Annotated in this window: 18 protein-coding genes; 12 read left to right on the top strand and 6 right to left on the bottom strand. The window is 66.6% G+C overall.

Annotation, left to right across the window (positions count from 1 at the left end; genetic code table 11):
• The first annotated feature begins 43 nt into the window (after positions 1–43).
• The 3 genes from nrfD to Q8T13_23230 all read left to right on the top strand — a co-directional run bounded on the left by nrfD (position 44) and on the right by Q8T13_23230 (position 4,643).
• Complete coding sequence (nrfD, locus tag Q8T13_23240) at positions 44–1,405, top strand: NrfD/PsrC family molybdoenzyme membrane anchor subunit (protein ID MDP3720688.1); 1,362 nt, start codon at positions 44–46, stop codon at positions 1,403–1,405.
• A complete protein-coding gene (locus Q8T13_23235) occupies positions 1,402–1,902 on the top strand; it encodes a DUF3341 domain-containing protein (GenBank protein ID MDP3720687.1) in 501 nt (166 codons plus the stop codon). The genes nrfD and Q8T13_23235 overlap by 4 nt, the downstream gene beginning before the upstream one ends.
• 176 nt (positions 1,903–2,078) lie before the next feature.
• Positions 2,079–4,643: a DUF5916 domain-containing protein gene (locus tag Q8T13_23230; GenBank protein MDP3720686.1), complete on the top strand. Its 2,565-nt coding sequence runs from the start codon at positions 2,079–2,081 to the stop codon at positions 4,641–4,643.
• A gap of 67 nt (positions 4,644–4,710) precedes the next feature.
• On the opposite strand, the gene Q8T13_23225 is transcribed toward Q8T13_23230, so the two are convergent.
• Entirely contained in the window at positions 4,711–6,732 is a 2,022-nt protein-coding gene (locus Q8T13_23225) for a PQQ-binding-like beta-propeller repeat protein (protein MDP3720685.1), read from the bottom strand.
• 106 nt (positions 6,733–6,838) lie between these two features.
• Here Q8T13_23225 and Q8T13_23220 point away from each other — a divergent pair, with 106 nt between their 5' ends.
• Positions 6,839–7,405: a YbhB/YbcL family Raf kinase inhibitor-like protein gene (locus Q8T13_23220; protein ID MDP3720684.1), complete on the top strand. Its 567-nt coding sequence runs from the start codon at positions 6,839–6,841 to the stop codon at positions 7,403–7,405.
• Between the two features lie 97 nt (positions 7,406–7,502).
• On the opposite strand, the gene Q8T13_23215 is transcribed toward Q8T13_23220, so the two are convergent.
• The gene (locus tag Q8T13_23215; GenBank protein MDP3720683.1) at positions 7,503–9,206 is read right to left on the bottom strand and encodes a GMC family oxidoreductase; all 1,704 of its coding nucleotides are present in this window, start codon (positions 9,204–9,206) and stop codon (positions 7,503–7,505) included.
• Positions 9,196–9,942 carry a gluconate 2-dehydrogenase subunit 3 family protein gene (locus tag Q8T13_23210; GenBank protein ID MDP3720682.1) on the bottom strand — a complete coding sequence of 249 codons (747 nt, stop codon included), beginning with the start codon at positions 9,940–9,942 and terminating at the stop codon, positions 9,196–9,198. The genes Q8T13_23215 and Q8T13_23210 overlap by 11 nt, the downstream gene beginning before the upstream one ends.
• Positions 9,943–10,269: 327 nt before the next feature.
• Between Q8T13_23210 and Q8T13_23205 the strand changes: the two genes are divergently transcribed.
• The 7 genes from Q8T13_23205 to Q8T13_23175 all read left to right on the top strand — a co-directional run bounded on the left by Q8T13_23205 (position 10,270) and on the right by Q8T13_23175 (position 19,701).
• Positions 10,270–11,079 (top strand): aldolase/citrate lyase family protein, encoded by an 810-nt coding sequence (locus Q8T13_23205; GenBank protein ID MDP3720681.1) that lies wholly within the window; start codon positions 10,270–10,272, stop codon positions 11,077–11,079.
• Between the two features lie 4 nt (positions 11,080–11,083).
• Complete coding sequence (locus Q8T13_23200) at positions 11,084–11,596, top strand: hypothetical protein (GenBank protein MDP3720680.1); 513 nt, start codon at positions 11,084–11,086, stop codon at positions 11,594–11,596.
• A gap of 93 nt (positions 11,597–11,689) precedes the next feature.
• The gene (locus Q8T13_23195; protein MDP3720679.1) at positions 11,690–14,188 is read left to right on the top strand and encodes a DUF1592 domain-containing protein; all 2,499 of its coding nucleotides are present in this window, start codon (positions 11,690–11,692) and stop codon (positions 14,186–14,188) included.
• Between the two features lie 80 nt (positions 14,189–14,268).
• The gene (locus Q8T13_23190) at positions 14,269–15,660 is read left to right on the top strand and encodes a DUF1552 domain-containing protein (protein MDP3720678.1); all 1,392 of its coding nucleotides are present in this window, start codon (positions 14,269–14,271) and stop codon (positions 15,658–15,660) included.
• A gap of 59 nt (positions 15,661–15,719) precedes the next feature.
• Positions 15,720–17,387: an ankyrin repeat domain-containing protein gene (locus Q8T13_23185; GenBank protein ID MDP3720677.1), complete on the top strand. Its 1,668-nt coding sequence runs from the start codon at positions 15,720–15,722 to the stop codon at positions 17,385–17,387.
• 47 nt (positions 17,388–17,434) lie between these two features.
• Positions 17,435–19,186, top strand: coding sequence for a thioredoxin family protein (locus Q8T13_23180; GenBank protein MDP3720676.1), 1,752 nt, complete (start codon positions 17,435–17,437; stop codon positions 19,184–19,186).
• Entirely contained in the window at positions 19,183–19,701 is a 519-nt protein-coding gene (locus tag Q8T13_23175) for a TlpA disulfide reductase family protein (protein ID MDP3720675.1), read from the top strand. Before Q8T13_23180 ends, Q8T13_23175 begins: the two co-directional genes overlap by 4 nt.
• On the opposite strand, the gene Q8T13_23170 is transcribed toward Q8T13_23175, so the two are convergent.
• The 3 genes from Q8T13_23170 to Q8T13_23160 are packed head-to-tail and all read right to left on the bottom strand — an operon-like array spanning position 19,702 to position 23,244.
• A complete protein-coding gene (locus Q8T13_23170; protein MDP3720674.1) occupies positions 19,702–20,706 on the bottom strand; it encodes an aldolase/citrate lyase family protein in 1,005 nt (334 codons plus the stop codon).
• A gap of 34 nt (positions 20,707–20,740) precedes the next feature.
• A complete protein-coding gene (locus Q8T13_23165) occupies positions 20,741–22,762 on the bottom strand; it encodes a TonB-dependent receptor (protein MDP3720673.1) in 2,022 nt (673 codons plus the stop codon).
• The gene (locus Q8T13_23160) at positions 22,759–23,244 is read right to left on the bottom strand and encodes a YfiR family protein (GenBank protein ID MDP3720672.1); all 486 of its coding nucleotides are present in this window, start codon (positions 23,242–23,244) and stop codon (positions 22,759–22,761) included. Before Q8T13_23160 ends, Q8T13_23165 begins: the two co-directional genes overlap by 4 nt.
• Positions 23,245–23,422: 178 nt before the next feature.
• Between Q8T13_23160 and Q8T13_23155 the strand changes: the two genes are divergently transcribed.
• Positions 23,423–24,184 (top strand): uroporphyrinogen-III synthase, encoded by a 762-nt coding sequence (locus tag Q8T13_23155; protein MDP3720671.1) that lies wholly within the window; start codon positions 23,423–23,425, stop codon positions 24,182–24,184.
• Positions 24,185–24,193: the final 9 nt, after the last annotated feature.

Raw genomic sequence — 24,193 nt, 5'->3', positions numbered from 1 at the left:
AACTCCGTTGAATCGCACAGCCACTAAACCGATAGCGGACGACTTGGTCCGGCCGTTGTTCCAGACCTCGATCTGGTTCTACGCCATCGTCTTTGCGGCCGGCACCGTCGTCGCCTGCGGCGCCGCGGCGTGGGGCTACCAGATCTGGTTCGGCATTGGTTCGGCGGGCATCCGCTGGCCGGTGTTCTGGGGTTTCTATCTCGTCAACTTCGTGTTCTGGATTGGCATCAGCCACGCCGGCACCCTGATCTCGGCGATCCTGCGGCTGGTGAACGCCGGCTGGCGCCGGCCGGTCACGCGCTGCGCCGAGGCGATCACCGTATTCGCGTTGATGATCGGCGCGATGTTTCCGATCATCCACCTGGGCCGTCCGTGGCTGGCCTTCTGGCTGTTTCCCTATCCGAGCGACCGTGAGATCTGGCCGAACTTCCGGTCGCCGCTGGCGTGGGACTTCTTCGCGATCAACACGTATCTCACCGGCAGCGTGCTGTTTTTGTTCCTGCCGATGATTCCCGACTTCGCGTTGATTCGCGATCGCTCGACCGGCTGGCGCAAGACGGTGTACGGCTTGCTGTCGTTTGGCTGGCGCGGCACCACCAAGCAGTGGAACCGGCTCGAATCGGCCATGCAGATCATGGCCGTCGCCATTCTCCCGGTGGCCGTCTCGGTGCATACCATCGTCTCGTTCGACTTCTCGATGGCGGCCGTGCCCATGTGGCACTCCACGATCTTCGGGCCGTACTTCGTGGCCGGCGCCATTTTCAGCGGCATCGCGGCCTTGATCATCGCCATGGCGGTGCTGCGCAAGATGCTCGGGCTCGAGAAATACCTGCAGCCGCTGCACTTCGAGAATCTGGGCAAGCTGCTGTTGTTGATGAGCATTCTGTGGGCGTACTTCGTGTTCGCCGAGCGCCTGACCGTGTGGTACGGCAACGAGCATCACGAGATGGTGGTGTTCTGGGCCACCCAGCGCGGTGCCTTCGCGCCGTTCTACTGGACCATGGTGATCTGCAACTTCGTGATCCCGTTCGTGATCCTGGCCAACTACAAGACGCGAACGATCGCCGGCTGCGTGATCGCCTCGATCGGCGTCCTGATTGGGATGTGGCTCGAGCGCTTCCTGATCATCATTCCGTCGCTGGCACACAAGCAGTTGCCCTATTCGTGGGGCGAATACGCGCCGCAGCCGGTGGAACTGACGATCATGGCCGCCACCTTCGCGGGCATGATCCTGCTCTATGCGCTGTTCTCGAAGTTCGTCCCGATCATCGCGATCTGGGAGCTCAAAGCCGGCTTGCCATCGCGTCTTGACCCGGCGGCCCTGGCCGAGGCGTCGTTGCTGGCGACACGGCTCGACACCGAAGAGTTCTCAGACGCGTCCTCGACCCACGGAGAGCATCGATGAGGGCCGTCTACGGTCTGTACGACGACCCGCACGTCGCGCAGCAGGCGGTCGACAACCTGCGCGCGGCGGGCGTGGCCGATGCTGACATCACCGTCATCTCGTCGGAGCCGTTCGACCATTTCGAGTTCGGGCACCGGGATGCGAAGACCGCCATGCCCTGGGTGGCCGTGGCTGCCGGTGTCGTCGGGCTGGGGCTGAGCTACTACCTGCTCGGCGCGGCGCAGCGGTCGTGGCCGATCGTCACCTCCGGCATGCCGATCGTACCGTTGTGGTCGAACCTGATCATCATCTTCGAGATGACGATGCTGAGCGCCATTCTCGCGACGGTCGTCTACCTGTTCGTCTCGGCCGGGCTGCCAAGCAAGGGCGGCAAGATGTACGACCCCGAAGTGTCGGACGGCTACATCCTGGTCGGGGTCGAGAACCCGCAGGACGGCGCCCGCCTTGAGCCCGCGCTCACCATCCGCGGCGGGCGCGTGAAGCGAGTTGAAAGTTGACGAGTTGAAAGTTGGTAGTTTTAGTTGATAGTTTCAGTTGCAGTTTCAGTTGAAAGTTCGGATGGTCGTGCGCATTGAAAACTAGAAACTGGTCACTTCAACTACCAACTACCAACTTTCAAGTTTCAACTATTGCCTTCTGTTTCTCTCTGTTCGCCCTGTCGGCGTCGGCGCAAGTGTCGGTCGGCGACGCCAGCGGGCGAAAGCAGGCGACAGCGACACGTATTCCCAATGGCAGCGTGCGCGTTGACGGCCGCCTGGACGAGGACGCGTGGCAGAAGGCCACGCCGATCACCGATTTCGTCCAGAAAGAGCCTGTCGAAAACGCCGCGCCCACCGACCGGATGGACGTGAGGATTCTCTATGACGATGACGTGCTGTACATCGGCGCGCGGATGTTCAGCAGCGACGGGCGCATCCAGGCGCCGCTCGGCCGTCGCGACAGCACCGGCCAGGCCGAGCACATCCTGGTTGCGTTCGATACCTTTCTCGACCGCCGTACGGCCGTCGTCTTTGGCGTCACCGCGTCAGGGGTCCGCCTTGACCGCTATCACTCGACCGACAACGAAGACAGCTACGATTCCGGCTTCGACCCGGTCTGGCGCGCCGAGACGCAGGTGTCAGGCGATCAGTGGACGGCGGAGCTGTGGATCCCGTTCTCGCAACTGCGCTTCAATCCGCAGTCAATGCAGACCTGGGGCTTGAACCTGTTTCGCTTCCGACCCACGCTGAACGAAGAGGATTACTGGATCGTGATTCCGAGGACCGAGCGGGCCTGGTCGTCCCGGTTCGGCGACCTCACCGGCATCGCCGACCTCGTGCCGCCACGGCGCCTCGAGGCCCTGCCGTACGTCGCCGGTGGTGCGACCTTTAACGGCGAGAATCGAGACCTGGCCAATCCCTTTGACGATGGCAAGAATTTGCAGGGCCGGGTAGGCGCCGACGTGAGGATGGGACTCGGTCCGAACCTGACGCTCGAGGCCGCCATCAACCCGGATTTCGGCCAGGTCGAGGCGGATCCCGCGGAAGTGAACCTGACGGCCTTCGAGACCCGCTTCCCCGAGAAGCGGCCCTTTTTTCTCGAGGGCGCGCAGCTCTTCAACATTGGCCATCCCAACTTCTACTACTCACGCCGCATCGGCAACCGGCCGATCGGGCCGGCGTCAGGGGACTACGTTGATTACCCGGACTCGACCACCATCATTGCGGCCGCGAAGCTCTCGGGCCGCCTGCCGTCGAAGACCTCAATCGGGTTCTTGACGGCGGTCACCAACAACGAGGATGCCGAAGTTGCGACCATCGGGGTGCCGGGCGTGCGCAGCATTCCCGTGGCGCCCAATGCGTACCACATGGTGGGCCGCGTGCTGCAGGAGTTCGGGCCGTTGGCATCGACCGCCGGCTTCCTGGTGAACTACGTCCATCGCGACTTCGACGAGGGCAGCCCGCTCGCGAATCTGTATACCCGCGACGCCCTCGGCGTGGCCGGCAACACGACGCTGCGGTTCAAGGGCGGACAGTACGAGCTGCGAGCCTCCGGCGGCGGCTCCATCGTCAAGGGCACCGAGGCCGCGATCACGCGGGTGCAGACCGCGAGCGCCCACTACGCGCAGCGGCCCGACCGCGATTACTCGAGGCTTGACCCGACCTTGACCTTGCTCGGTGGCTGGACCGTGCAGGCCGCCTTCGACAAGACCGGCGGCCGGCACTGGTTATGGGGCGTCAACACGAAGATTGACTCCGAGAATTTCGAGACCAACGACTTCGCGCAGTTGAACGGCGCCGACGGCTGGATGACCAACGCCAACATCCGCTGGCGCGAAACACAGCCGGGCCGCCTCTTCCGCAGCTACTCGCTGCAGTTCGACGCCCAGACCGACACCACCCTGCGCGGCCTGATGCAGAGCGGGCGGCTGCGTAGCAGCGCCAACGCCACCTGGCTGAACTTCTGGACGTCGAGCATCAACGTGGCCCGCGACTTCCAGCAGATGAGCGTCTCGCTGACCCGGGGCGGTCCGCTGATGGCGCGCGGGCCGGGCTGGACCACCAACGTCAGCTTCGGCAACCCCGCCACCTCGCGTACTCGCGTCGGCGGCTCGGCGCAGCTGCGCAACAACGACGACGGCGCCTCGGTGAAGAGCGTGAGCACCTTTGTCTCCATGCGGCCGGGCCCGAGCGTCCAGTTCTCGGTGTCGCCGTTCTGGGACAAGGTGACCGAGCCGCAGCAGTATGTGACCACGCTTCCCGACGGCCGGCCTGACACCTACGATCGTCGCTATGTCTTCGCGTTCATCGACCGCAACACGGTGTCGATGGAGTTGCGCCTCGGCCTGACCATCCGCCCGGACATGAATCTTGATATCTATGCGGAGCCGTTCGCGGCCTCAGGACACTATTACGACTACGGCGAGCTGCTGGCCCCGCAGAGCCGCGAGCGGTTGAAGTACGGCACCAGCGGCTCGACGGTGACGACCAATCCCGATGGCAGCCAGGCGGTCAACATCGACGGCGCCAGCTTCACACTGCGCAATCGCGACTTCAACACGCTGTCGTATCGAAGCAACGTCGTGCTGCGCTGGGAATATCGCGCTGGCAGCACGCTCTACCTGGTGTGGCAGCAGGATCGATCGGGAACCGAGAGGATCGGTTCACCGGTCAGCGCCAACGACGCCTTCCGGTCGATCACCGCGCCGGGGTCGAACATCTTCCTGATTAAGACCAGCTTCTGGATTCCGATCGGATAAAACAGGAGCTCAGGAGGTCAGGAGCATTGAAAATAAGACTCCTGAGCTCCTGCTCTCCTGTCTATGTCTAGGTGCCGAGTTTGTAGACGAGCAGTTCGCCCGCGTATCCCGGTCCGCTCACTGCGACCGCGATGTACTGCGTGCCGTTGATCGCATAGGTCATCGGCGAGCCGGTCTGCGGCGCCGGCATGAACACCTGGCCGACATCCGCGCCCGTCGCCTTGTCATATGCGCGCAGGTAGGCGCCGCGGCCGTCCGGCGTGGTGGCGAAGCCGCCTTCACCCGCAATCAGCAGCGTCTTGGTGGTGAGCACGCCGATGCGGCCCGGCCGTCCCAGGCGGGGCAGCGTGAGGCCCTTGAGCGCCGGGTGGTTCTTGACGTTGTCGGCCGTGTCGCCGTGGGGAATCTTCCACGCGAGGCTGGCGTTCTTCATGTCGAGGGCGCTGATGGTGGCGTAGGGCGGCTTGATCAGCGGCAGGCCCTGCACGTTCAGTCCGCCACCACCCCCGGGGCCGCCGGCGCCGGGCGCGGGTGGATTCGGATTGCGCGCCGCGCCGCGGACATACAGCATGTCTGATCGGCCCTCTTCGGGCGGCAGCAGGCCGAGCGTGGTGACGGCGACGTTGGTGAAGATGTAGAACATCTTCGTCTCGGGATCGAACGAGCCGCCCTGCCAGTTGGCGCCGCCGGTGACGTCTGGAATCATCAGCGTGCCGCGCGGGCCCTCCCACTTGCTGACGACCGGCGGCGTGAAGATCGGGCCGAGCTTGTACATCGACGCGATCTTGGCGCCCTCGGCCTTGAGTTCGGGCGTGAAGTCGATCAGGTCGTCGAGCGTGACGCCCTGGCGTTCGTACGCCGGCGGCTTGGTGACGAACGGCTGCGTTGGCGAATACCACTCGCCGGGGACGTCGCCCTTCTCGACCGGGCGCTCTTCAATCGGCCAGATCGGCTTGCCGGTGACGCGGTCGAACACGTAGAGCCAGTTCTGCTTGGTCGGCTGCGCGACCGCCTTCACGGGCTTACCGTCGACGACCAGGTCCATCAGGATTGGCGCACATGGAATGTCGTGGTCCCAGATGCCGTGGTGCACGAGCTGGTAGTGCCACTTGCGCTGGCCGGTCTTGATGTCGAGCGCCAGCAGGCTTTCCGAGTAGAGCGACGTTTCCGGGCCCTTGCCCGAACCGCGGCGGTGGCCGCCGTAGTAGTCGCCGGTCGGCAGTTCCACCGGCATGTAGACGATGCCCAGTTCTTCGTCGGCGCTCATCTGCGCCCACACGCCGACGTTGCCGGTGTAGACGTGAGCGTCCGGATCCCACGTCTCGTAGCCGGCCTCGCCCTTGAGCGGGATGGTGTGGAAGACCCACACGCGCTTGCCGGTGCGGACGTCGTAGCCGCGAATGTAGCCCTTGACGTTGGTCTTGCTGCGCGGCGCGCCGCCTTCACGGTGCGCGGCGCCGATCACGACGATGTCCTTCGCGATGATCGGCGCGGCGTGCAGGCCGATGTCGGCGGTGACCAGGTCAATGCCGTCCTGGTCGAGGCCCTGCTTCAGGTCGACGATGCCGTCGGTGCCGAACCCGGCGATGCGCGCACCGGTTTGGGCGTTGAGCGCAATCATCTGGTAGCCAGGCGTGACGTAGATGATCCGCTCGTCCTTGCCGTCGCTCCAGTACGACAGGCCGCGGCCCGACAGTTGGCGCGGCGCCGCCGCGGCGCGCGGGCCTTCGTTGATGCTGTGCATCCACAGCGTCTCGCCGGTGGTCGCGTCGAGCGCGACGACGGCGCGGCGGGTGCCGGCGGTGGTGAACAGCCGGCCGTTGACCATCAGCGGCGTGGACTGGAACTGGAACTCCGGTCGTGGCCCGAAGTTTTCGGTCCTGAAGCGGAACGCCAGCTGCAGCTTGCTGAAGTTGGCGGCGTTGATCTGGTCGAGCGGCGAATAGCGGGTGGCGGCAAGATCACCGCTATAGGTCGGCCATTCGCCAACCTTGGGCGCCGTCTGTCCGCGCATGGCCCCCGTGGCCGCGCCGATTCCCAACACCATTACGCCTGCCCGCACCCACCACCGGCTCGAGGTTCGAATCATGGCGCCAACTGTATAATTCGGGCGGGTCACAACTCAAGCCAATTGACCCGCCCGTCCCGCCGAAGCCTTGGCGACGGCGGACCACATGAGACTCGGAGAAAAAACAATGCGACTTGGAGACGGCTGTCGAGCGCTGGCAGTGACCACGCTGATGCTCGCCACGTCAGGCAACGCCTGGGCACAGACACCGGCCGTCATCACCGTCACGAGCCCGACGATCACGGCCAACGAGACGATTCCGAAAGATCACACCGCCGACGGCCGCAACGTCTCGCCGGCCTTGGCCTGGATCGGTGCGCCGGCGGCGACCAAGCAGTTCGCGCTGGTGTTTGACGATCCCGATGTCGTGTTTGGCGGCCAGACGTTCGTGCACTGGGTGATCTACAAGGTCCCAGGCACCGCCAAGGGGCTGCCGGCCGAATTGCCGATGGGCGCGACGCTGACCGAGCCGGCCGGCGCGATCCAGGGACCGTCGGGCTTCCGGCAGATGGGCTACCGCGGGCCCGCGCCGCCGCCCGGCAAGCCGCATCACTACACCTTCACCGTCTACGCGCTCGATGCAGAGTTGCCGCTCGCCGAAGGGCTCACTCGCAACGCGCTGATGGAAGCGATCAAGGGGCACATCATCGGCCAGGGCTCGCTCGTCGCGATCTACGAGCGCTTTCCGAAATAGAACCTGCCGGGAGTCGCGAACCGGGAACCGGGAGACCCGTTCACTCGACTCCCGACCGACTCCCAACTCCCGACTCCCGACTCCCGACTCCCGACGTCTACACCGTCACGCTCTTCCAGTTTTTCGCAAGATACTCCGCGGTGCGCCACGCGAGCGCTTGCACGGTGAGCGTCGGGTTGCGGGCACCGCTGGTCCCCATCACCGACGCGCCGAGCACGCCCAGGTTCGGCGCCTCGTGCGAGAAGCCCCACTCGTTCACGACATTGGTCTCGGCGTTGCGGCCCATTCGGGTGCCGCCGTAGGCATGGGTGGTCGGGCCCATGGAGCCGAGCGGGTTGGCCTGCGTGGCGATGGCGCCCGCGGCCTTGTACCACTGGATCATCTTGTCCTGCGTGTGGGCGGTGACCTTGCGTTCGTTGTCCTTGAAGTCGGCGGTGATGCGGCACACCGGGAAGCCGAGCGGATCCTTCACCGTCGGATCGAGATCGAGGTAGTTGTCCTCGTATGGCAACGTGGTCTTCTGGATGTACGCGGTGTTGGTCCGGTCCGCATTGTCCATCACGAACCGCTTCCAATCCTTACCCCACGTGTGGGTCCGCCCGAATGTGCCCATGCTCGCCGCGGCAATCGGCCGGCGGTCGGACATCACCCAGAGGTTGCCGCCGCCGACGTAGTCGAGCCCGCCGTGGTCGTAGTTGTCGTCGGCGAAGTTGTCGACGGCGACGCCCTGCGCCGGCAGCCCGTACCAGGCGTTGATGTTGAACGGGAACAGCGCCGTGACGCCCGCGCCCTGCGCGTGGCTGAAGTAGTGGCGGCCGACCTGGCCGTGGTTGTTCGACAGGCCGTTCGGGAACGCCTTCGACTTCGACAGCAGCAACAGGCGCGTGTTCTCGTAGGTGTAGCTGGCGAGCAGCACCACCTTGGCCGGCTGGGTGAACTCCTGGCCGTCGGTAACGTAGGTCACGCCGGTCACGCGGCCCTGGTTGTCGGTGTCGATCGACGTGACGTGCGCGCGGGTGACCACCTTCAGGCGGCCGGTGTCCTGGGCGCGCGGAATGGTAGTGAGGTGCGGGCCGTTCTTGGCATCGACGTGGCATCCGCCCTTGTTGCAGAAGCCGTGATACAGGCACGCCGAGCGGCCCTGGTAAATGCGCGAGTTGATCGCCGCCGGTCCCGCGAAGGGATGCCAGCCGAGACCCCGGGCGGCGGCCGCCATCAGGTCGATGAAGCCGGTGCTGCGCAGCGGCGGCATCGGGTACGGCCGCGCGCGCGGGCCCTCGAAAATGTTGCCGCGTGGATCGATCGTGCCCCCGAGGTTGCCGGCCTGCCCCGAGACGCCGAGTTCGTACTCGACCTTGTCGTAGTACGCCTCGAGCTCGTCCAGGCCGAACGGCCAGTCTTCGACGGTTGAACCTGCCGGGACGCGCGACGCGCCGTAGCGCGTCGTGGTGTCACTGACCACCCTGAAGTCCCACGGGTTCAGCCGCCACGACTGCGCCCAGTAGTGCAGCGTCGTGCCGCCGACGGCATTCATCATCGGATGGCTGCCGGCCCGCGTCGTGTTGGCCTTGGGGTTGGCGCGATGCGTGGGGACCTCCTGCTGCGCCTTCTGCACCGACTGCGGCCAGTCGCGCACGTTGTTCCGGATCTCGTCGGGCGCGAAGTCGCGGCGGGTCAGCCACGTGCCGGCCTCGAGGCCGACCACGTCGATGCCGGCCTGGGTCAGCGGCCACACGGCCACGCCGCCCGCGGCCCCGAGGCCGACGACCACGACGTCAGTGGGCTTGAGCTTAGTGGCCATGCTTCTTGCCCTCGGCAATGTGGCGTCCGCCTTCAGGCGGACCATTCCGCGCCACCGCCTTGGTGAACATGGCGTTGTCGTATGCCGACTGGTGATTGGGCGTGAGCTTCACGCCGAGCCGCTGATCGTCAGCCGACACGTTTGTGCGCACGCCGGGGTAGCCCAGCAGGTCCCAGCCGACGAAGTTGGCATTGCCGCCGTAATACGGATCACCGAATGTGCCTTGCAGCGTGTGAGTGCGGACCATGGCGAAGAACGCCGCCGGGCTGCCGGTGAAGCCGGTGGCCGCGCCGGTTTCGACGTCGATCAGCACCGAGTCCATGTCGCGCTCGGACAACTCGAGGAACGGTTTGCCGCGCGACGAGCGGGCGTAGCGGTCGAGGGCCGCGAAGCCCGCGGAGTAGGCCGGCTTGGATGCCGCGAGCGCGCCGCCGAGCGCACGATCGATGTAATGCGCCGCCCGCGCTTCGCGCGCGCCAGGACCGTTCTCGTCAGAGGGGATGATCCGCGAACAGATCACCTCGAGCAGATCGGCCTCAGATGCCGTGAGATTCTCGATGGGCTCTCGCCGCAACGCCGATTGCAGGGCTTCCTCGTAGGGCCCCCCTTTATGGGGGGCCGCAGGCGCCGAGTCGCCGGTGACCGGCGCGATCGGCATAGTCATCGCCGCGCCCGCCATGCCCGCCCGCTTCAACAGATCGCGCCGAGATACTCCCGACTTCTTCTCATCAGCCATCAGGGCCTCCGGTTGCAGCCGCAGGGTAAATCAAATACGGCCACAGATTTCGCAGATTTCACCGATTCCGAAACGGAGACTCATGATCCTCACTCGACCGCGAAACCAGACTGCAACGAGCCGCGGCGGCCCAAGGCCGCCGCGTGGAACGCGCGAGACCCGGCTGGCAAGACCTGGTCCAGCGCATTGTGGTCTTGCCAGCCGGGTCTCGTGCGTTCCCTGGCCGCCGGTCTTCGACCGGCGGCGCGGCTCGTTCGTATCTGCGTAATCTGCGCAATCTGCGGCTGCATTTGAAAAGACGCCGCGGTCGGGTAGCATCTACCAACCATGAACGCTTTCATTCGCACTGGCATCATCACCGTGGCCGCCGTTGTAACCGCATCCGCGGCGCACGCGCAGGTCATCCCGCTCTGGTCGCAAGGCAAGGTCGCCTTCGGCGTCTACGCGCCGAGCGAAGCGGAGCGCGGCAAGCCGCCGGTCTACACGCCCGATGGCGCGGCGAAGGTGGCCGCGAACCCGTTGTATGACTATGTGTTCCTGAATCTCGAAGGCGCGTACGATGCTGCCGCCGTGAAGGCCTACGGCACCGGTCTCAGGAAGGCCAGCCAGAAGACCCTGATCGTCCGGATCCCGCCCATTTCCAGGGACGGCGCGGACGTGACGCGCGCCCGCGTGAAGGAGATTCTTGATGCCGGCGCTGACGGCGTGACTATTCCGCACATCCGCGACATCGAGGAGGCGAAGCTCGCGCTCAGCTTCTTCGCCGCGGCCAAGGCCGACGTTTGGTCGCCCGCTAATCCCCAGGGCACCAAGCTCGCCATGCTGATGCTCGAGGATCCGAAGGCTATTGGTCAGCGTGCCGAGATCGCCAACTTGCCCAACCTGAGCGTCCTCGCCTGCGGTATCGGCAGCCTGGCGCAAGCCATCGGCGGCGATCGCGAGTCCGCGCGGGCCGGCGCCGAAGCCGGCACGCAACAGGTGCTGGTGGAGACCAAGCGCGTGAAGATCGCCAACATGCTCACGGCCAACGCGAAGGATGTTGAAACCCGCGTGAAGGAAGGCTTCCTGGCGTTGTTGATGAACGGCCCTCAGGCCGACGAGGCGATCAAGATCGGGCGCGCGGCCGCGGGACGATAGGACCATGACGTTGCTCGGCCCCGCGTTGATCGGTTCCATGCTGCTGGCCGTGCTCAGCACGGTGGCCGACTACGTCTGGTTTCTCGACATCCCGCAGCACCAGGTGTCGTCGGGCATGATCCACGGCTCGGTGTTGTTTGCCGCGCTCGGCGGCTACCTGGGTTGGCGCAAGGGCAAGCTGGCGGCCGGCGCGATCGGCGGCCTGTTGAGCGGCATGCTGGCCGCGCTGTCGTTCTACGCGCTGGCGCCGATTGGTGGCTACGCGATGATGATCGTGTCGTGGGTCCTGCTGTGGATCATGCTGGCGGCGCTGCAGACCCACCTCGACGGTCGTCTCGACATTGCCAGGGCCCTCGGCCGCGGTCTGGCGACCGCCCTCGCCGCCGGCCTCGGCTTCGCCGTCGTGCTGTTCCAGCTGTACCGGGGATGGCCGCCGCCGGAATTCTCGGTATTTCGCCATTTCGTGGCGTGGTCAATGGCCTATCTTCCCGGCTTATACGTCCTCCTCAAGAGGTAGGCCCGGCGCATCGGACCTCACCCCGTCCTGTCTCCCGATGTCTCTGCGGAGACAGCACTTAGTCGGCTATACTGGCGCCAGAAATCGAGGGCCATGAAGCGATTGATCATCGCGGTGCTTGTCGCCGCGCTTCCCAGTCTCCATATTGCTGTCACCGCCGAGCGAGATAGCGGGCAGGCTCCCGCTGCGCCCGCCGCGACAGCGCCCGCCAAGCCAGCCGCTCCGGCACCTGCCGCGGCACCGAAGCCGGTGGCGTCGCATGCGCCGGTGGTGCCTGTCTTCGGCGCTGCCGAGCAGAACGCCATGGTCAAGCAGTACTGCGTGGCCTGCCACAGCGATCGCGGCAAGGCCGGCGGGCTGACGCTGGCGGCGTTCGATGCGGGCCAGGCGGCTGACGATGTGGTGCTCACGGAGAAGATCATTCGCAAGCTGCGCGCGCAGATGATGCCGCCGGCCGGCGCCCGGCGGCCCGCGGCCGGCCAGATTCTCGCGCTGGCCGCCGCGCTCGAGACGCGCGTTGACCGCGCCGCCGCACTCAACCCCAATCCCGGCTCGCGTCCGTTCCAGCGGTTGAACCGTGCCGAGTACGCGCGCGCGGTGAAGGACCTCCTCGACGTCGACATCGATGTGGCCAGCCTGCTGCCCGCCGACACCATCAGCAACGGCTTCGACAACGTCGCCGACGCGCAGTCGTTCTCGCCGACGCTGATGGAAAGCTACCTGCGCGCCGCGGCCCGCGTTACGGCCCTGGCCATCGGCGATCCCGAGGCGGCCGCGACGGAAACCAATTACCGTGTCCCGAAGACCGCGTCGCAGCTGGCGCGCGTCGAGGGCGCGCCGTTCGGCACGCGCGGCGGCGTGTCGGTGCCGCACACGTTCCCGGCCGACGGCGACTACGTGTTCAAGGTGGAGCTGCACAGCAACGCGTGTGGCGTCCTGTTCGGCGGCCCCAACGAAGGCGAAACCGTGGAAGTGTCGGTGAACGGCGAGCGCAAGGCGATCATGAAGATCGATCCGCGCATGGCCGAGACCACGACCGGCCTGTCGCTGAAGACGCCGCCGATTGCCGTCAAGGCCGGCGTGCAGCGCGTGACCGCGGCCTTCGTTCAGCGCTTCGAGGGGCCCGTCAACGACCTGGTCGCGCCGATCGATCACACGCTCGCCGACACGCAGATCGGCGTCGCCATCGGCATCACCACTCTCCCGCACGTCAAGGACTTCAGCATCGTCGGTCCCTACAACGTCACGGGCATTTCCGACACGGCCAGCCGGCGCAAGGTGTTCTCGTGCCGGCCGACCTCGGCCGCGGACGAGGCCACGTGCGCCACCCGGATTGTGCGGACGCTGGCGACGCAGGCCTTTCGCGGCAACGTGGCCGAGCGCGACCTCTCCTCGTTGATGAAGTTTTACCAGGATGGCCGCAAGGAAGGCGATTTCGAATACGCCATCGGCGGCGCCATTGAAGCGATCCTCGCCAGCCCGCAGTTCCTGTTCAAGCTCGAAAGCACGCCGGCGACGTTGAAGGCGGGGCAGTCGTTCCGCCTGAATGACGGCGAACTGGCGTCGCGGCTGTCGTACTTCATCTGGGGCGCCGCGCCCGATGCCGAGCTGGCGAAGCTGGCGGCGCAGGGCCGCCTGAGCGTGCCCGGGGTTTACGAGAAGCAGATCGCCCGGCTGGTGGCGGATCCGCGGTCCGAAGCGTTGTCGACGCGGTTTGCCCGCCAGTGGCTGCGCCTGGGGGACGTGGAAGGCGTGCTGCCCGACGCGGTGGCCTATCCCTATTTCGATCGCACGCTGGGCGATGCCTTCGTCACGGAATCCGAACTCTTCTTCGACAGCATCGTGCGCGAGGACCGCAGCGTGCTGGATCTGCTGACGGCGGACTACTCGTTCGTCAACGAACGGATTGCCCGGCACTACGGCATTCCCAACGTCGCCGGCAACGCGTTTCGCCGGGTGACCCTGCCGGCCGAGCGCCGCGGCATCCTGACGCACGGCAGCGTGCTGGTGCTGACGTCGGTGGCGGATCGCACGTCGCCGGTGATGCGCGGCAAGTGGGTGATGGAAGTGATGATGGGCTCGCCGCCGCCCCCGCCGCCGCCCAACGTGCCGGCGCTCGAGGAGACCAAGGGCGATGTCTCTGGCAAGGTGCTGACCGTGCGCGAGCGCATGGAAGAGCACCGCAAGAACCCGCAGTGCACCTCGTGCCACCGCGTGATCGACCCGCTGGGGCTGGCGCTCGAGAACTTCGACGCGACCGGCAAGTGGCGGATCAAGGACAGCGGCATGCCGGTGGACCCGAGCGGCACGCTCTACGACGGCACGCCCATGAACGGCGCCGCCGGCCTGCGCGCGGCGTTGCTGAAGCACCAGGAAGTGTTCCTCCTGAGCTTCACCGAGAACCTGATGACCTATGCGCTCGGTCGCCGGATCGAGGCACCCGACATGTGGGCGGTGCGCCAGTTGGTGCGCGAGGCCGCCAAGCGTGACTACAAGATGTCGGCCTTCGTAAAGGCCGTGGCGACCAGTCCGTTGTTCACGAGGGGCAGCGCCGCCGAACCCGCCACGACCGCCGTGGCCGCAGTACCGTGACAAGAAGTGCCAGAAGGGCGGCACCCGCAAGAGGTGCCAGTAGGGCAGCACTTTAGTGCTGCCGATTACGAGGCGAATGTATGAATGTCATCACGAATAAGCGTCTTGCTCGCCGTACCGTCCTGAAGGGCCTGGGTGCCGCAATCGCCCTGCCCATGCTCGACGCCATGATGCCGGCCCGTGCCGCCGCGCAAACGCGCAAGGTCCGCCTGGTTGCCATGGAAATGGTGCATGGCTCGGCGGGGAGCACGGCCTTCGGCATCCAGAAGAACTTGTGGGCGCCGGCGGCCACCGGGTCGGCGTTCGACCTGAGCCCGACCAGCATGGCGCCGCTCGAACCGTGGCGTGATTACCTCACCATTGTCAGCAACACCGACGTGCGCAACGCCGAGGCGTTCAATCCGCCCGAGATCGGCGGCGATCACTTCCGCTCGGCGGCCGTGTTCCTGACGCAGGCGCACCCGCGACAGACCCAGGGCTCGGACCTGCGGGCCGGCACTTCGCTCGATCAGATGTTTGCGCAGAAGTTCGGCCAGGAAACGCCGTTGCCGTCGATGCAGTTGTGCGTCGAGAACGTCGACCAGGCCGGGGGCTGCTTCTACGGCTACTCGTGCGCCTACACCGACTCGATCAGCTGGGCGTCGCCGAGCGAGCCGCTGCCGATGGTTCGCGATCCGCGGGCGGTGTTCGATCAGCTGTTCGGCATTGGCGCCACGCCCGAGGCGCGCACCGCGCGCCGGCGCCGCGACCGCAGCATCCTCGACTGGGTCACCCAGTCGACCAACCAGCTGAAGAGCACCCTTGGTCCCGCCGACCAGGCGCGGCTCAGCGACTACCTGGACGATGTGCGCGAGATCGAACGGCGCATCCAGAAGGTCGAGGCCCAGAACGCGAGCGGTGACGAGCGCACCATGCCGGGCGCGCCGATCGGCGTGCCGGACTCCTATGACGAGCACGTCAAGCTGATGTTCGACATGCAGGTCGTGGCGTTCGCCTCGGACGTGACCCGCATCACCGCGTTCAAGTTGAGCCGCGACGTCTCGAACCGCGTCTACCCGGAAACCGGCGTCAACACCGGCTTCCACATCGCCTCGCACCACCAGGATCGCGACGATCGCATCCTGGAACTGGCCAAGATCAACAAGTACCACGTCAGCCTGGTGCCGTATTTCCTGAAGAAACTGAAGGAGACGCCCGACGGCGACAGCAACCTGCTGGAGAACTCGCTCATCATCTATGGCTCGCCGATGGGCAACTCGAACGTGCACAACCACAAGCGCTGCCCGCTGTTCTTCGCCGGCCACGCCGGCGGCGCGCTGAAGGGCAACCTGCACATCAAGGCCGCCGACGGCACGCCCATGGCCAACGCCATGCTGGCGGCCATGCGCGGCATCGGCCTGGAGATGGATTCGTTCGGCGACAGCTCGGGCGTGATGGATTTGAACGCCGCCCCCGCGCCGACGGCCCTTTAGACGACGTTCGGAGGGCCGGGACTTCAGTCCCGGCCGCGCGTTACCGCAATGGATCGCATATGAAGAAACTCGCCACCTTCGTCACCATCCTCGGCCTCGTCGCCACCCTGCAGGCCGCCTCCAATGCGCCGATCGCTGATGCGGCCATGGCGAAGGACGCCGCCACGGTTAAGAAGCTCCTTAAGGAAGGCGTGGACGTCAACGCCGCGCAGGGCGATGGCATGACCGCGCTGCACTGGGCCGCGCTCAACGGCGATGCGGAGCTGGCGTCGATGCTGCTCTATGCCGGTGCCAACGTCGGCGCCAAGACCCGGTTGGGCGGGTTCACCCCGCTCCACCTGGCCGCGCAGATCGGCCATGCCTCGGTGATCGCCCCGCTGATTGCTGCTGGCTCCGCAGTCGGCGCCACGACAGCGACCGGCGCCACCGCGCTGATGCAGGCGTCACATGCCGGCAGCACCGAGTCGGTGCGGATGCTGATCGAGAACGGCGCCGGGCTGGACGTCACGGAAACCGCCAACGGCCAGACCGCGCTGATGTTCGCCGCGGCCGCCGACCGTGTGGACGTGGTCAAGCTGCTGCTGTCGCGCGGCGCCGATGTGGCCATCACCTCGCGGGTTGAAGATTTTGCGGCGCTGACGACGGTCGCCGACGTCGACCAGAACGGCGTGCCGCGGCCGGCGCCGGTGCAGGGGCCCGGTCCGGTCATTCCCGGCGTCACCCGCGGCTTCAACTACAACGAGCTGATCGGCAAGCACGGCGGGCTGGCGGCGCTGCACTTCGCCGCGCGGCAGGGCGCGCTGAGCACGGTTGGGGCGCTCGTCGAGGGCGGCGCGAACATCAACCAGCGCGGCGCCGGCGACAAGACCACGCCCATCCTGGTGGCGGCGATCAACGGCCACTTCGACACGGTGAGCTACCTGCTCGACCACGGCGCCGACCCGAACCTGGCCAGCGAAGGCGGCGTGACGCCGCTCTACGCCGTGGTCAACGTCCAGTGGCAGCCGCGATCGTTCTACCCGCAGCCGCGCGCCTACCTGCAGCAGAAGATGGGCTATCTCGAGCTGATGACCAAGCTGCTCGACAAGGGCGCCGATCCCAACGCGCGCACCAATCGCAACACCTGGTTTACGCAGTACAACTTCGATCTCCTGCGGACGGACGATTCCGGCGCGAGCCCGTTCTGGCGTGCGGCCTACGCCAGCGACATCGCGGCCATGAAGCTGTTGATTGCGCGCGGCGCCGATCCGAACATCCCGACCATGAAGCCCGCCGGCGGCCGCGACTTCCAGGGCGGCACCCGCAGCGGCGATGCCAATGCCGCGCCCCCGCGTCCCAACCTGCCGGTGGGTGGCCCCGGCACGCCGCCCCTGGTGGCCGCGGCCGGCGCCGGCTACAGCGAGGGCTTTGCTGGCAACGCCCACCGCTTCGCGCCGACCGGCATGCTGGCGGCCGTGAAGTACCTGGTGGAAGAAGTCGGCGTGGACGTGAATGCCGAAGATGAAGACGGCAGCACCGCCGTCCACAACGCCGCTTCTCGGGGCGACAACGAGATGATCCTGTACCTGGTGTCGAAGGGCGCGGATGTGAAGGTGGTCAACCGCCGCGGCCAGACGACGGTGGATTTGGCGAACGGGCCCGTCCAGCGCACCCAGCCCTATCCCGAGACCATCAAGTTGCTCGAGGGTTTGGGCGCCAAGAACAACAACCGCTGCGTTTCCTGCTAGCGGGCGGGAACCGGAGGCCGGCTTCCGGCATCTGACACAATATGTGGATGCGAACTGCGATTGGACTCGGGACAGCTGCGCTTGTCGCCGCCCTCTGGGGCGGGGGCCTGTCGGCGCAGGCGCCCGGCCAGCGTCCCGGTGTGGCCGAGGTGGTGGTGTTGCCCGCCGCCCTCGACGTCCAGCCCGGCAGTTCCGCGCGGGTCGCGATCACGGTTCGGCTGCCCGAGGGGTTCCACATGAACTCCGACAAGCCGCGCGATCCCAACCTGATCCCGATCACGGTCTCGATGGAAGCCGTGCCCGCCGTGGCGTCCGCCACGGCCGCGTTCCCAGCAGCCAAGGACTTTATCCAGGAAGGCGAGCCCATTCCGCTGCTCGTGTTCGAACGCGAGTTCGCCATCGGCGTGCAATTCGCGATCGCGGCCGACGCCGCCCCGGGGACGCACCGCGTGCCACTGCGCGTGCGCTACCAGGCGTGCGACGAGAAGCAGTGCTTCCTGCCGATCACCGCGTCGCTTGATCTGAACCTGTCGGTGTCGGGCACGGCCGCGGCCGTCGCGCCGCCCGCCGCAATCGCGTCGCTCGACTTCACGAATGCCGCCGCGGTCCCGATTGTCGCGCCGAGGCCCTTGACGCCCGCGGCCACGGTGCCGGCGACACCCACCGATGCCATGGCGATGCTCGACAACTTCAACGTTGGCGGCACCGACGGCGGGTATCTCGCGGCCGCCGCCTTTACCAAGTTCGTGCAGGACGCGGAGGCCGGCATCGCGCAGAAGGGGTTGTTCGAAGGGCGCGGACCGCTCGCGATCCTGTTGATCGTGTTTATCGGCGGTCTTGCCCTGAACCTCACGCCGTGCGTGCTGCCGATGATCCCGGTCAACCTGGCCATTATCGGCGCCGGCTCGCAGGGCGGTTCGCGCTCGCGCGGCCTGCTGCTCGGCAGCGTCTACGGCACTGCCATGGCCCTCGTCTACGGCGTCTTGGGGCTGATTGTGATCCTGTCGGCGCAGACCTTCGGCACGATCAACGCCTCGCCGTGGTTCAACCTGGGCATTGCCGTGCTGTTCGTGGGGCTGGCGCTGGCGATGTTCGACGTGTTCGAGATCGACTTCTCCAAGTACTCGGCCAACGTGGGTACCGGCTCGAGCCGCGGCTCGGTGACGCTGGCCTTCACCATGGGCGGCGTGGCCGCGCTGCTGGCGGGCGCGTGCGTCGCGCCGGTGGTCATCCAGGTGGTGCTGTTCTCGACCAATCTCTACGCGACCGGAACTGTCGCCGCCCTGGCGCTGCCGTTCGTGCTGGGACTTGGCATGGCCGCGCCGTGGCCGTTTGCCGGCGCCGGCATCAGCGCGTTGCCCAAGCCGGGCGCGTGGATGGTGCGCGTGAAGCAGGGGTTTGGCGTCATCATCCTGTTGACCGCGGCGTACTACGGCTACACCGCGTATGGCATCTTCCGCGATCGCGCGGTCGATCCGGCGCAGGTCTCGTCGAGCGTGGACGCCATGCTCAAGGACGGCTGGCACGCCGATCTCGCCGAGGGCCTGGCCGTGGCCCAGCGCGAAGGCAAGCCCGTGCTGATCGACATGTGGGCGACGTGGTGCAAGAACTGCCTGACCATGGACAAGACGACGCTGGTCGATCCGTCGGTCAAGGCGGCGCTCGACGGCTTCGTGAAGATCAAGTTCCAGGCCGAAGTGCCGGACGAGTCGCCGGCCAGAGAAGTGATGCAGCGATTTGGCGCGGTCGGCTTGCCGACCTACGTGGTGTTGACCCCGAAGAGCCAGGAGTCTCGATGAGGATGAAGGCGACCGTGTTGGCGGTGCTGTTGTTGGCGGTGGTGTCGGTCCGTGGCGAGCAGGCCGTGGGCAGCACCGCGCCGGCGTTTTCGCTGAAGGACCTCAAGGGCGCGACCGTCACCATGGCCCAACAGGCCGGCAAGGTGGTGATCGTCAACTTCTGGGCGACCTGGTGCGGCCCCTGCAAGGCCGAGATGCCGATCCTGATGAAGCTGCAGCAGGTGCACGGGCAGGCCGGGCTGGTGGTGCTTGGCGTGTCGATGGACGAAGAAGGTGCCAGCGTGATTACGCCCTGGCTGCAGAAGAACAAGTTCGTGGTTGACGGGAAACAGACGGCGATGAACTTCCCGATCCTGATTGGCACGCCCGAGGTGTCAACGGCCTTCGGCGAAGTCGAGGCCCTGCCGGCGACGTTCATCATCGACCGCAAGGGTAAAATCGTGCTGCGGCATGACGGCATCGTCGACTTCAAGGACGTCGACCGCACCGTCAAGCCGCTGCTCGCCGCGAAATAACTACCGGCCGGCCGCCTTCTTGCCGACCTCAATCGCCTTGAAGCCGGCGTCGCCCCAGCCCATGACGAACACGCTGAAGCCCTGCTTCATGCGCATCTCGATGTCGCCGGCGTTGGCGGGGTAGCCGCACGCGACGCCAAACTCCTTGCACGCCGCCAGCACCTTCTGAATCGACGCTTCCCACGCCGCTTCGTCGAGCTTGCGGGTCTTGTCTGGCTGCACCGTGCTGAACATGCCGCGCAGCGTGCCGGCGCCGGGCCAGAGCACGCCGATGCCTTTGACGGCCGCGATCTCGCGCACGTTCTTGAGGCCCTCATGGCTCTCGATGATGGTCCAGTTGACGAGCTCGCCGTTCGGGTTGAGCGGCCACAGGTCGGCCTTGGCCTTGTACTCCTTCTCGCTCAGACCCCACAGCGCCGGCGCCTGGCCGACATCCTCGGAGCGCGTGCCGCCGTTGGCCTTGAAGCGCATGGCGTCGATGCCGGCCTTGGCTTCGGCGGCGCTTTCGACCGACACGAACATGATGCCGCTGACGCCGAGATTGAGCTGCTGGCCGATGCTGACCGCGGCGGCCTTCGGGTCGGGCGCGATCTCGTGCATCTTGACCACGAGCGGGTGCGTGAACGCGCCGGCGGGCGACTTCAGGAACGCGCCGGTGCCGGCCATGCCCTTGACGAAGTCGGTGAACACCGGCAGCGCCCGCGCCATGTTGCCTTCCATCGTCCCGTCGAAGATGTAGTCGGTGTTCGTGTTCGCCAGGGCCTCGGCGGCCAGCTCGGCCGCCGTCTTCTGGGGCATCACTACCGGCGGCGTCACGACGCTGCCCGGCGCGGCGCCCGGGGGGCCGCCGCCCATGCGGCGATTGGCCGGGGCATAGAGGCCGAAGACCGGCTTCTTCGCGGCCATCAGTTCAATCATGGGGTTCAGCCGCTTGGGGGACTGGCCAACGACCAGGGCTCCCGCAGCTACCGTAGCGACCAAAGCAATCACGATCCGTGCACGCATGTTCTTCTCCCGCAGGCGAGTATAAGGGAGTTCGCTATTGCGACCAGAACTTCCAGCCGAGGCCGATGCGGAACGTCCGGCCGTTCTGCAGGATGGAGTCCTGGCGGTGCGCGCCGGATACCGGATCCTCAAATTGCTCGTTGAACAGGTTGCGGAACATGCCGACCAGCTCGAAGTCGCGGCCGATCGGCTGGGTGACCGTCACGTTGGCGACCGTCGCGGACCCGAGGGTCTGACCTGCGAGCGTCGTCCGGCTGCTCAGGTGCACCACTTCGGCCGCGATGATGGGCCGGTTGGTCGGACCATCCATGATGACCCGCGCCTTGAGCATGTGCCGCGGCGAGTTGGTGAGAGCCGTCCCGGTCTGCTGATCGGTGACGCGTTGCAGCGCATAACTGGTCACCGCCCGCACCCCGCCCCTGATCCGCATCTGCGCTTCGAGCTCGAGCCCCCTGGCGCGCACCTGCCCTTCGTTGACGTAGGCCACGCCCAGGGGGGTGGAGGGATCCGTCCTCAGCGTGATCAGGCGCTCGGCGGTGTACCAGTATGTCGAGACCGCCGTTCGCAGCGTGTCGTTGGTGTAGCGCTCCCAGACCACTTCATGGGTGTTGATCGACTCGGGCAGCAGGTTCGACACGCCGAAGTAGAAGGGGTTCTGCTCATACGCATTGGGTGCGCGAAAGGCCGACCCGAACAGGTACTTGAAGGATTCGTTCGGTGACGGCATCACGATCACCGCCGTGCGTGGCGACAACCGGCGAAACTGCTCGTAGCCGTCGTAGCGAACGCCCGCGTTGAGGATCAGCCAATTGGCCGGCCTGATTTCGTCCTGTGCGTAGACGGCATACTGCCTCGAGGATTGGCGGTCCACGAACAACGGCTCCGCCTCATTGCTGTATTGGAACCGCTGATCCTGATGGAGGTTGTTGATGAACTCCGCGCCAACGGTGAGGACCTGCCGCCCTGGCATGGATCGCGTCAGTCCGGTACCGGCGCTCCAGCGCGATCCGAGAATGTCAGTGGTGCCGACGATCGGGACCGCCGGGTTCTCGGCACTGGCGAAAGGATAGCGGCCGCCGGCGGCGAGCCGATCGTAGGAGGCTCGCGCGCTAAGGCGTGTGGCTCCGAACGACCGCGCGTATTGCGCGTCGAGCAGCGTATGAGCATCCGTCGTCTGCTCCGGCACAGTCTGCTCGTTGAAGACGGTGCCGAGCGAGGCCGTGGGGATCTGCCGCTGGCGCCGGCCGTACACACTGGTGAGCGTCACGTCCCGGAAGCTGAGTTGGCCGTAGAACTGCTCGAGCTCTTCGCCGTCGAGGCCGTCGGCCACCCCGTTGTTGGTGTCGGGCGCATCGAAGGCGGGGAAGTACAGCTGCTCGACGCCGGCACTGCGTTCGGCCGTGGCCGACAGGGCGAAGTCCACGCCGTTGGCGAAGCGGCGTCCCACGCTGGTGCGGGCCCGCGCCGTGCCAAGGCTGCCCCCCTCGACGGCGATCTCGGCCGCGTCGAGAGACGCGCCTGACCTGGTAATGACGTTCACCACCGCGAAGAACGCACTGTCGCCATAGAGCGACGAGGCCGGCCCGCGGATGATCTCGACCCGCTCGAACATTGCCGGGTCCATGCCGAACTCCGCGCCGATCTCCGCCTGCCCGAACACGTTGTCGTTGACCCGGTGTCCGTTCACCAGGAGCAGGATGCGGCTGTTGTAGTCGCCGGGTGTGGCAAAACCCCGCGCGCCCAGGTAGCTGTAGTTGCGGTCGTCGGTCACAAACATCCCGCGCACGCCCCGCAACACCTCGGCGAGCGTCCGGTAGCCCATGCGCGCGATCTCCTCCCTGGTGACGAACGTGACCGAGGCGGGAGCTTCGGTGACCGGCTGGGTCCGCTCCGATGCGCCAAACACCCGCCCGGCGTCAATGCGCATGAGCTCCTCGAGACTGAGTTCATGAAGCTGCTGCGCCGGGGCGACCGCCGGGACGGCGAGCAGGCCGCCGACGAGCAGGACCCGGCCGGCGCCAGAGCAGATCGCCGCGAGGAATGGGTGTTGGGTCATTTGATAATCGTCGCCAGGGACAGGAGCTGAGAGCCGAGCTGCAGGCCTGAGCGCTTCGTGTTGACGAGGTTGACGCGGAAGCGCAGCCCGCCCTGGTCGCTGTAGAACTGCACCATGCCGCCGCCGTGTGCGAACTGGTCGATGTCGCTCAGGGTCAGCACGGGACTGCCGTTGAGCGAGGCCGCGACCTCGGCGGCCCGGCTGCCGGTCAGGCCTGACACGTACACCAGGTGGCACGACCGCAGCGGCGCGCCGAACGCGATGGTTTGGACCACGATGTCGTGGCCGTCCACTGGTTGGCCGCGGACGTACTTGCCGAGGACGCCGGCGAACGCCTCGTCTCCGACCACGCATGCCACCAGGGGCGCCGACCTCGGCAGGATGGCCGGCGGCCACGAAGTGAATTTGATGAAATTGTGGACGAACGCCGCCTTGAGAGACGACTCGGTGACATCCTGTGCAATCACTGTTGCGGCGCACACGCAGAGCCACGCACAGATGGCAGCTCGACGTCCGGGGCCCTGCATCCCCTTGACTATGGCAGGGCTGCGGCGCCCGTCAGTTCACTTCAGCACACCCCCAAGCGTCGGGCAAAGGCTCGCGTGCGCGAAGTTATATGCTGATCCGGATGTTGTCGGTGCCCGAGGTCGATGTGCCGTGATGGCGTCCCTGTCTTGGCGGGTCGCGGTCACGCGCGACGAGGATGATCAGGGACCGCTCAGTTCAGCCCTCCGCGACGAGGGGTTTTACCCCCTGCGATGCGTGGTCATGGAGGAGGCGCCGTCCAGCGAACCGGCCGCCCTTGAGGCTGCGGCCGCGAACCTCGACACGTTTGATTGGCTCATTTGTTCGAGCGCCCGCACCGTGTCAGCCCTGACCGGTGCACGCACGACGGCATGGCCGCGCGCCGTGAGGACGGCCGCCGTTGGCGCCCGCACCGCCGAGGCCCTGGTGTCCGCCGGCGCGGATCCGGCGCCTTTGGTCGGCGCGTCGGAAGGCGCCGAGGCGCTCTGGACCGCATTGTCGACGATCGAGTGGACTCACCGTCGTGTGCTGGTGCCCACGGTGCCGGGCGGGCGTCGCATGTTGATCGATGGGTTACGTCAGGCTGGAGCCGTCGTCACCGAGGTCGAGGCGTACCGGATGATCCCGCGGCCGGCCGCGCAGATTCGCCTGGACTGGGTGGCCGCTGCTCCCGACGCCGCCGTCATCAGCAGTCCCTCGACCGCGTCCGCTCTGATCGCCGGCGTGGGCATTGATGCCTTGGCCACGCTTAGCGCGATCGTGGCGATCGGCCCGACGACCGCCGCCGCACTGGCGGCCGCCGGCGTCCCCTGCCAGCAGGCCGCGCGTGCCGATTTTCGTGAGGCCGCTCGCACGCTGGCGCGGCTGCGCGACACGGCGCCGCCGCGCGCGTGGTAAGTTTCGAAG

It is taken from the genome of Acidobacteriota bacterium (assembly GCA_030697165.1).
Taxonomy (GTDB): Bacteria; Acidobacteriota; Vicinamibacteria; order Vicinamibacterales; family UBA2999; genus 12-FULL-67-14b.
The sequence above is the reverse complement of the archived record's forward strand: the minus strand, read 5'-3'. Positions and strand labels throughout refer to the sequence as shown.

What these genes read in the sequence shown, in the direction of transcription:
- Q8T13_23235 (MDP3720687.1), top strand. Translation starts at nt 1,402, where the DNA reads ATGAGGGCCGTCTACGGTCTGTACGACGACCCGCACGTCGCGCAGCAG.
- Q8T13_23225 (MDP3720685.1), bottom strand. Translation starts at nt 6,732, where the DNA reads ATGATTCGAACCTCGAGCCGGTGGTGGGTGCGGGCAGGCGTAATGGTG.
- Q8T13_23220 (MDP3720684.1), top strand. Translation starts at nt 6,839, where the DNA reads ATGCGACTTGGAGACGGCTGTCGAGCGCTGGCAGTGACCACGCTGATG.
- Q8T13_23215 (MDP3720683.1), bottom strand. Translation starts at nt 9,206, where the DNA reads ATGGCCACTAAGCTCAAGCCCACTGACGTCGTGGTCGTCGGCCTCGGG.
- Q8T13_23210 (MDP3720682.1), bottom strand. Translation starts at nt 9,942, where the DNA reads ATGGCTGATGAGAAGAAGTCGGGAGTATCTCGGCGCGATCTGTTGAAG.
- Q8T13_23205 (MDP3720681.1), top strand. Translation starts at nt 10,270, where the DNA reads ATGAACGCTTTCATTCGCACTGGCATCATCACCGTGGCCGCCGTTGTA.
- Q8T13_23200 (MDP3720680.1), top strand. Translation starts at nt 11,084, where the DNA reads ATGACGTTGCTCGGCCCCGCGTTGATCGGTTCCATGCTGCTGGCCGTG.
- Q8T13_23195 (MDP3720679.1), top strand. Translation starts at nt 11,690, where the DNA reads ATGAAGCGATTGATCATCGCGGTGCTTGTCGCCGCGCTTCCCAGTCTC.
- Q8T13_23190 (MDP3720678.1), top strand. Translation starts at nt 14,269, where the DNA reads ATGAATGTCATCACGAATAAGCGTCTTGCTCGCCGTACCGTCCTGAAG.
- Q8T13_23185 (MDP3720677.1), top strand. Translation starts at nt 15,720, where the DNA reads ATGAAGAAACTCGCCACCTTCGTCACCATCCTCGGCCTCGTCGCCACC.
- Q8T13_23180 (MDP3720676.1), top strand. Translation starts at nt 17,435, where the DNA reads ATGCGAACTGCGATTGGACTCGGGACAGCTGCGCTTGTCGCCGCCCTC.
- Q8T13_23175 (MDP3720675.1), top strand. Translation starts at nt 19,183, where the DNA reads ATGAGGATGAAGGCGACCGTGTTGGCGGTGCTGTTGTTGGCGGTGGTG.
- Q8T13_23170 (MDP3720674.1), bottom strand. Translation starts at nt 20,706, where the DNA reads ATGCGTGCACGGATCGTGATTGCTTTGGTCGCTACGGTAGCTGCGGGA.
- Q8T13_23165 (MDP3720673.1), bottom strand. Translation starts at nt 22,762, where the DNA reads ATGACCCAACACCCATTCCTCGCGGCGATCTGCTCTGGCGCCGGCCGG.
- Q8T13_23155 (MDP3720671.1), top strand. Translation starts at nt 23,423, where the DNA reads ATGGCGTCCCTGTCTTGGCGGGTCGCGGTCACGCGCGACGAGGATGAT.